5 protein-coding genes are annotated in these 5,056 nt (G+C 57.8%); 2 read left to right on the top strand and 3 right to left on the bottom strand.

Features of this window, described 5'->3' with window-relative positions; genetic code table 11:
* On the bottom strand, positions 1–431 hold a 431-nt coding region (locus WCG50_RS17320; RefSeq protein WP_336900845.1), incomplete at its 3' end, for a LysR family transcriptional regulator.
* A 105-nt stretch (positions 432–536) separates the two neighbouring features.
* On the opposite strand from WCG50_RS17320, the gene ilvD reads away from it, so the two are divergent.
* Positions 537–2,231, top strand: coding sequence for a dihydroxy-acid dehydratase (gene ilvD / locus WCG50_RS17315; protein WP_336900844.1), 1,695 nt, complete (start codon positions 537–539; stop codon positions 2,229–2,231).
* Between the two features lie 26 nt (positions 2,232–2,257).
* Here ilvD and WCG50_RS17310 read toward each other — a convergent pair whose 3' ends face one another.
* Positions 2,258–2,509, bottom strand: coding sequence for a TIGR04438 family Trp-rich protein (locus WCG50_RS17310; RefSeq protein WP_336900843.1), 252 nt, complete (start codon positions 2,507–2,509; stop codon positions 2,258–2,260).
* A 104-nt stretch (positions 2,510–2,613) separates the two neighbouring features.
* Here WCG50_RS17310 and WCG50_RS17305 point away from each other — a divergent pair, with 104 nt between their 5' ends.
* The gene (locus WCG50_RS17305; protein ID WP_336900842.1) at positions 2,614–2,916 is read left to right on the top strand and encodes a c-type cytochrome; all 303 of its coding nucleotides are present in this window, start codon (positions 2,614–2,616) and stop codon (positions 2,914–2,916) included.
* A gap of 114 nt (positions 2,917–3,030) precedes the next feature.
* Here WCG50_RS17305 and acs read toward each other — a convergent pair whose 3' ends face one another.
* A complete protein-coding gene (gene acs / locus WCG50_RS17300; protein WP_336900841.1) occupies positions 3,031–5,028 on the bottom strand; it encodes an acetate--CoA ligase in 1,998 nt (665 codons plus the stop codon).
* Between the last annotated feature and the right edge of the window lie 28 nt (positions 5,029–5,056).

Raw genomic sequence — 5,056 nt, 5'->3', positions numbered from 1 at the left:
AGGTCGCCGGTGGCTTCGAGCAGGTCGAGCTGCACCTTGGGGTACAACTCCCGAAAGGCCCGCACCCATTGCGGCAGCAGTGCAAACCCCACGGTGGACACAAAAGCCAGCCGCAGCCGCCCGACTTCACCGCCCGCCGCCGCCCGGGCCAGCAGGGGCAAAGCCTGCGCCCGCGCCAACAAATCTTGCGCCGCCGGCAGCAAGGCCAAGCCGGTCGCCGTGAGTTGCACACTGCGCTTGGTGCGCTCAAACAGGCGCACGCCCAGCAGCGACTCCAGTTGCGCGATGGCTTGCGTCAAAGGCGGCTGCGTCATGTGCAGGCGCACGGCGGCCCGGCTAAAGTGCAGTTCTTCGGCCACCGCCACAAACTGGCGCCACAGCCGGAGTTCGATCAAATGGGGCGTCGGCATTTGCAGGGTGGGTTCTTTCATATCTGTAGCGTATTAATAAACATCTAAAAATATATTAGACCCGCATTTTTGCCGGGCGCATACTCAGGCCACAAAATACTGCCACCTTTTTTACAAGAGACCCTCATGGACACCAAACCCGTCATCCTGAATCCCCGCAGCAAAAACATCACCGAGGGCAAGTCCCGCGCACCCAACCGCTCCATGTACTACGCCATGGGTTACGAGGCCGAAGACTTCAAGAAACCGATGATCGGCGTCGCCAACGGCCACAGCACCATCACGCCCTGCAACAGCGGCCTGCAAAAGCTGGCCGATGCAGCGATTGAGGCGATTGAAGAAGCCGGCGGCAACGCCCAGGTGTTCGGCACCCCCACCATTTCAGACGGCATGTCGATGGGCACCGAAGGCATGAAGTACTCGCTGGTGTCGCGCGAAGTGATTTCGGACTGCATTGAAACCTGCGTCCAAGGCCAGTGGATGGATGGCGTGGTGGTGATCGGCGGCTGCGACAAAAATATGCCGGGCGGCCTGATGGGCATGCTGCGCGCCAATGTGCCGGCCATTTTTGTTTACGGTGGCACCATCCTGCCAGGCCATTACAAAGGCAAAGACCTCAACATCGTGAGCGTGTTTGAAGCCGTCGGTGAAAACGCCGCCGGTCGCATGAGCGACGAAGACCTGCTGGAGATCGAGCGCCGCGCCATTCCCGGCCCCGGTTCGTGTGGCGGCATGTACACGGCCAACACCATGAGTTCGGCTTTTGAGGCGCTGGGCATCTCCCTGCCCTACTCCTCCACCATGGCCAACCCGCATGATGAAAAAGTTGACTCGGCCCGCGAATCCGCCCGGGTGTTGATCGAAGCCGTCAAGCTGGACCTGAAACCGCGCGACATCGTCACCCGCAAGTCGATTGAAAACGCCGTGGCCGTCATCATGGCCATTGGGGGTTCCACCAACGCCGTGCTGCACTTTTTGGCGATTGCCCACACGGCAGGCGTCGAGTGGACGATTGAAGACTTTGAGCGCGTGCGCCAAAAAACACCGGTGCTGTGCGACCTGAAACCCAGCGGCCAGTACTTGGCAGTTGACCTGCACCGTGCCGGTGGCATTCCTCAAGTCATGAAAACATTGCTCTCAGCCGGTTTGATTCATGGCGACTGCATCACCATCACCGGCAAAACCGTGGCTGAAATCCTGAAAGACGTGCCCGATGCGCCACGCGCCGACCAGGACGTGATTCGCCCCTTGAGCAACCCGATGTACGCCCAAGGCCACTTGGCAATTCTGAAAGGCAACCTGTCGCCAGAGGGCTGCGTGGCCAAAATCACCGGCCTGAAAAACCCGGTCATGACCGGCCCGGCGCGCGTCTTTGAAGACGAACAGACCGGTTTGGCTGCCATTCTGGCGGGCAAAATTGTGGCAGGCGATGTGATGGTGCTGCGCTACCTCGGCCCCAAAGGCGGCCCCGGCATGCCTGAAATGCTAGCCCCCACCGGCGCACTGGTCGGCCAGGGTCTGGGCGAGTCGGTGGGTTTGATCACCGATGGCCGCTTCTCGGGCGGCACTTGGGGCATGGTGGTCGGTCACGTCGCGCCGGAAGCGGCCGCGGGTGGCACGATTGCCTTCATCGAAGAAGGCGACTCCATCACGATTGACGCGCACCAGTTGCTGCTGCAACTCAACGTCAGCGATGAAATCATTGCCCAACGCCGCGCCAAATGGACCGCCCCGGCACCGCGCTACACGCGGGGTGTGCAGGCCAAGTTTGCCTTTAATGCCTCCACCGCCAGCAAAGGTGCGGTGCTCGACAACTATTGATCGGTGAAATGTCAGGGCGCCAATAATCAGCGTCCTGACTTTTTCCTCGTCGGGGCGGTTCCCAAGGCCTCATGATTTCTGGCGATGCGTTCTTTACGCTTCCGATCTTCGCGCTCCATGGCTATCTTTTTGGTGTAACCCGACGCATCAGCCCAAGCCCACCAGACTACAGCCAGGCCAAATGGTGTCAAAACCATCCACCAGTCCCAAGACGCCACGGCGCCGATTCCCAGGTATTTCATGATCAAAAATACCAGCCCCAATCCCAGTAAATACATTTGATTTCTCCGGTCAAGGCGCCAAGTCTGGGTCAGCTAAAAATGTCAACCGCTATCATGGCGCAAGCGTTACTCGACTGTAAACCAAACTCTTAGGAAAAATGATGAAACGTGCTCTCTTTGCTTTAGTTGCGGCAGTTTCCATCGCAGCCCCGGCACTGGCCGACCAAGCCTTAGCCACCTCTAAAAACTGCATGGCGTGCCACGCCATTGACAAAAAATTGGTAGGCCCGGCCTACAAAGACGTGGCCAAGAAATACGCCGGTCAAAAAGATGCCGCCGACAAACTGGCCGCCAAAATCATGAAGGGCGGCTCGGGTGTGTGGGGCGTGATCCCCATGCCTGCCAACACCCAGGTGAATGAAGCCGAAGCCAAAAAACTGGCCGCATGGGTCTTGGCCAGCTAAGTAAACGGCTAAAAGTTTCGCCCACAAAAAAGCCCGCTTTCGCGGGCTTTTTTTATGCCTAATCAGCCTGTAGCCCCCGTATCACGGGCGCTACCAGCTATTATTTACAGAGCATTAGTAAGTCTGACCCAACTGACCCAGAATTTGTGGGTTTTCCAGAGTGGACGTATCTTGGGTGATGGACTCACCCTTGGCCAGCGAGCGCAGCAGGCGGCGCATGATCTTGCCGGAACGGGTCTTGGGCAAGTTTTCACCAAAGCGAATGTCCTTCGGTTTGGCGATCGGGCCGATTTCTTTGGCAACCCAGTCACGCAAAATCTTGGCAATGGCCTTGGCTTCGTCGCCGGTGGGGCAAGGGCCTTTGAGCACCACAAACGCGCAAATCGCTTCGCCCGTCAGGTCATCAGGACGACCCACCACAGCGGCTTCAGCCACCAGGTCAGACTTGGCCACCAGTGCCGATTCGATTTCCATGGTGCCCATGCGGTGACCCGACACGTTCAACACGTCATCAATACGACCGGTGATGCGGAAGTAGCCACGGTCTGCACTGCGCACCGCGCCGTCGCCGGCGAGGTAAGTCGTGCCACCGAGCTCTTCAGGGAAGTAGCTGCTCTTGAAGCGTTGTGGATCATTCCAGATGTTGCGAATCATCGAAGGCCATGGGCGCTTGATGACCAACAAACCACCGGAACCATTCGGCACGTCTGCACCGGCTTCGTCCACGATCGCGGCCATGATGCCGGGCAGCGGCAAGGTGCAGCTACCAGGAACCAGAGGCGTTGCGCCTGGCAATGGGGTGATCATGTGACCACCGGTTTCAGTCTGCCAGAAGGTGTCCACAATCGGGCATTTTTCATGGCCGATGTTTTTGTAGTACCACATCCAGGCTTCTGGATTGATAGGCTCGCCCACCGAACCCAAGATGCGCAGGCTGCTCAGATCAGAACGGTCTGGGTGCACTTTTTCGTTGCTCTCAGCCGATTTGATCAGCGAGCGGATCGCCGTAGGTGCGGTGTAGAAAATTGTGCACTTGTGACGCTCGATCATCTGCCAGAAACGGCCTGCATCCGGGTAAGTGGGGATGCCTTCAAAGATGATCTGGGTAGCGCCTGCAGCCAGCGGGCCGTAAGCCACGTAGGCGTGACCAGTGATCCAGCCGATGTCGGCCGTACACCAGAACACATCTGAGGCTTGCAAGTCAAAGGTCCAGTCCATGGTCAGCTTGGACCACAGCAGGAAACCGCCGGTGGAGTGCTGCACGCCCTTTGGCTTGCCGGTAGAACCGGACGTAAAGAGAATGAACAAAGGATGCTCAGCGCCCACGGACACGGGTGCACACACAGTGCTTTGACCGGCCAATGCGTCAGTGAACGTAATGTCACGGCCCGCCACCATGTTGCATGCGGTTGGGGTGCGTTGGTACACGAACACGGTCTTGATGGATTCGCAACCGCCAAGTGCCAGGCCTTCGTCCACAATGGCTTTCAGAGGCAATTCTTTGCCGCCGCGCATCTGGTAATTGCAGGTGACGACAGCGACAGCGCCGGCGTCAATAATGCGTTCTTGCAGTGCCTTGGCCGAGAAGCCACCGAACACCACGCTGTGGGTGGCGCCAATGCGGGCACAAGCCTGCATCGCGATCACGCCTTCAAGCGTCATGGGCATGTAAACCAACACGCGGTCACCCTTTTGGATGCCGTGGGCGGTCAATGCATTGGCAAACTGACTGACTTTGGCCAGCAGTTCTTTGTATGTTGTTTTGGTGACGGTGCCGTCATCCGCTTCAAAAATAACCGCGGTCTTGTTCTCGACCGGTGTACCCATGTGTTTGTCAAGGCAGTTGGCCGAAGCATTCAACTCACCATCTTCAAACCAAGTGTAGAAAGGGGCATTGGACTCGTCCAGCACCTTGGTGAAGGGCTTGTTCCACATCACATTTTCACGAGCCAAACGGGCCCAGAAACCTTCGAAATCATTGGCAGCTTCAGCGCACAGTGCGTTGTAGCCGTCCATTCCAGAAATACGCGCGGACTTGACGAGTGCTGCACTCGGTTCAAAAACGCGGTTTTCAACCATTGTGGATTCAATGGCGGTCGAAGGTGCTGTCATGGATAGGTCTCCTCTAGTTAAATGGTCT

It is taken from the genome of Rhodoferax sp. (assembly GCF_037143375.1).
Lineage (GTDB): Bacteria > Pseudomonadota > Gammaproteobacteria > Burkholderiales > Burkholderiaceae_C > Rhodoferax.
This window is presented reverse-complemented; position numbering and strand designations above follow the sequence as displayed.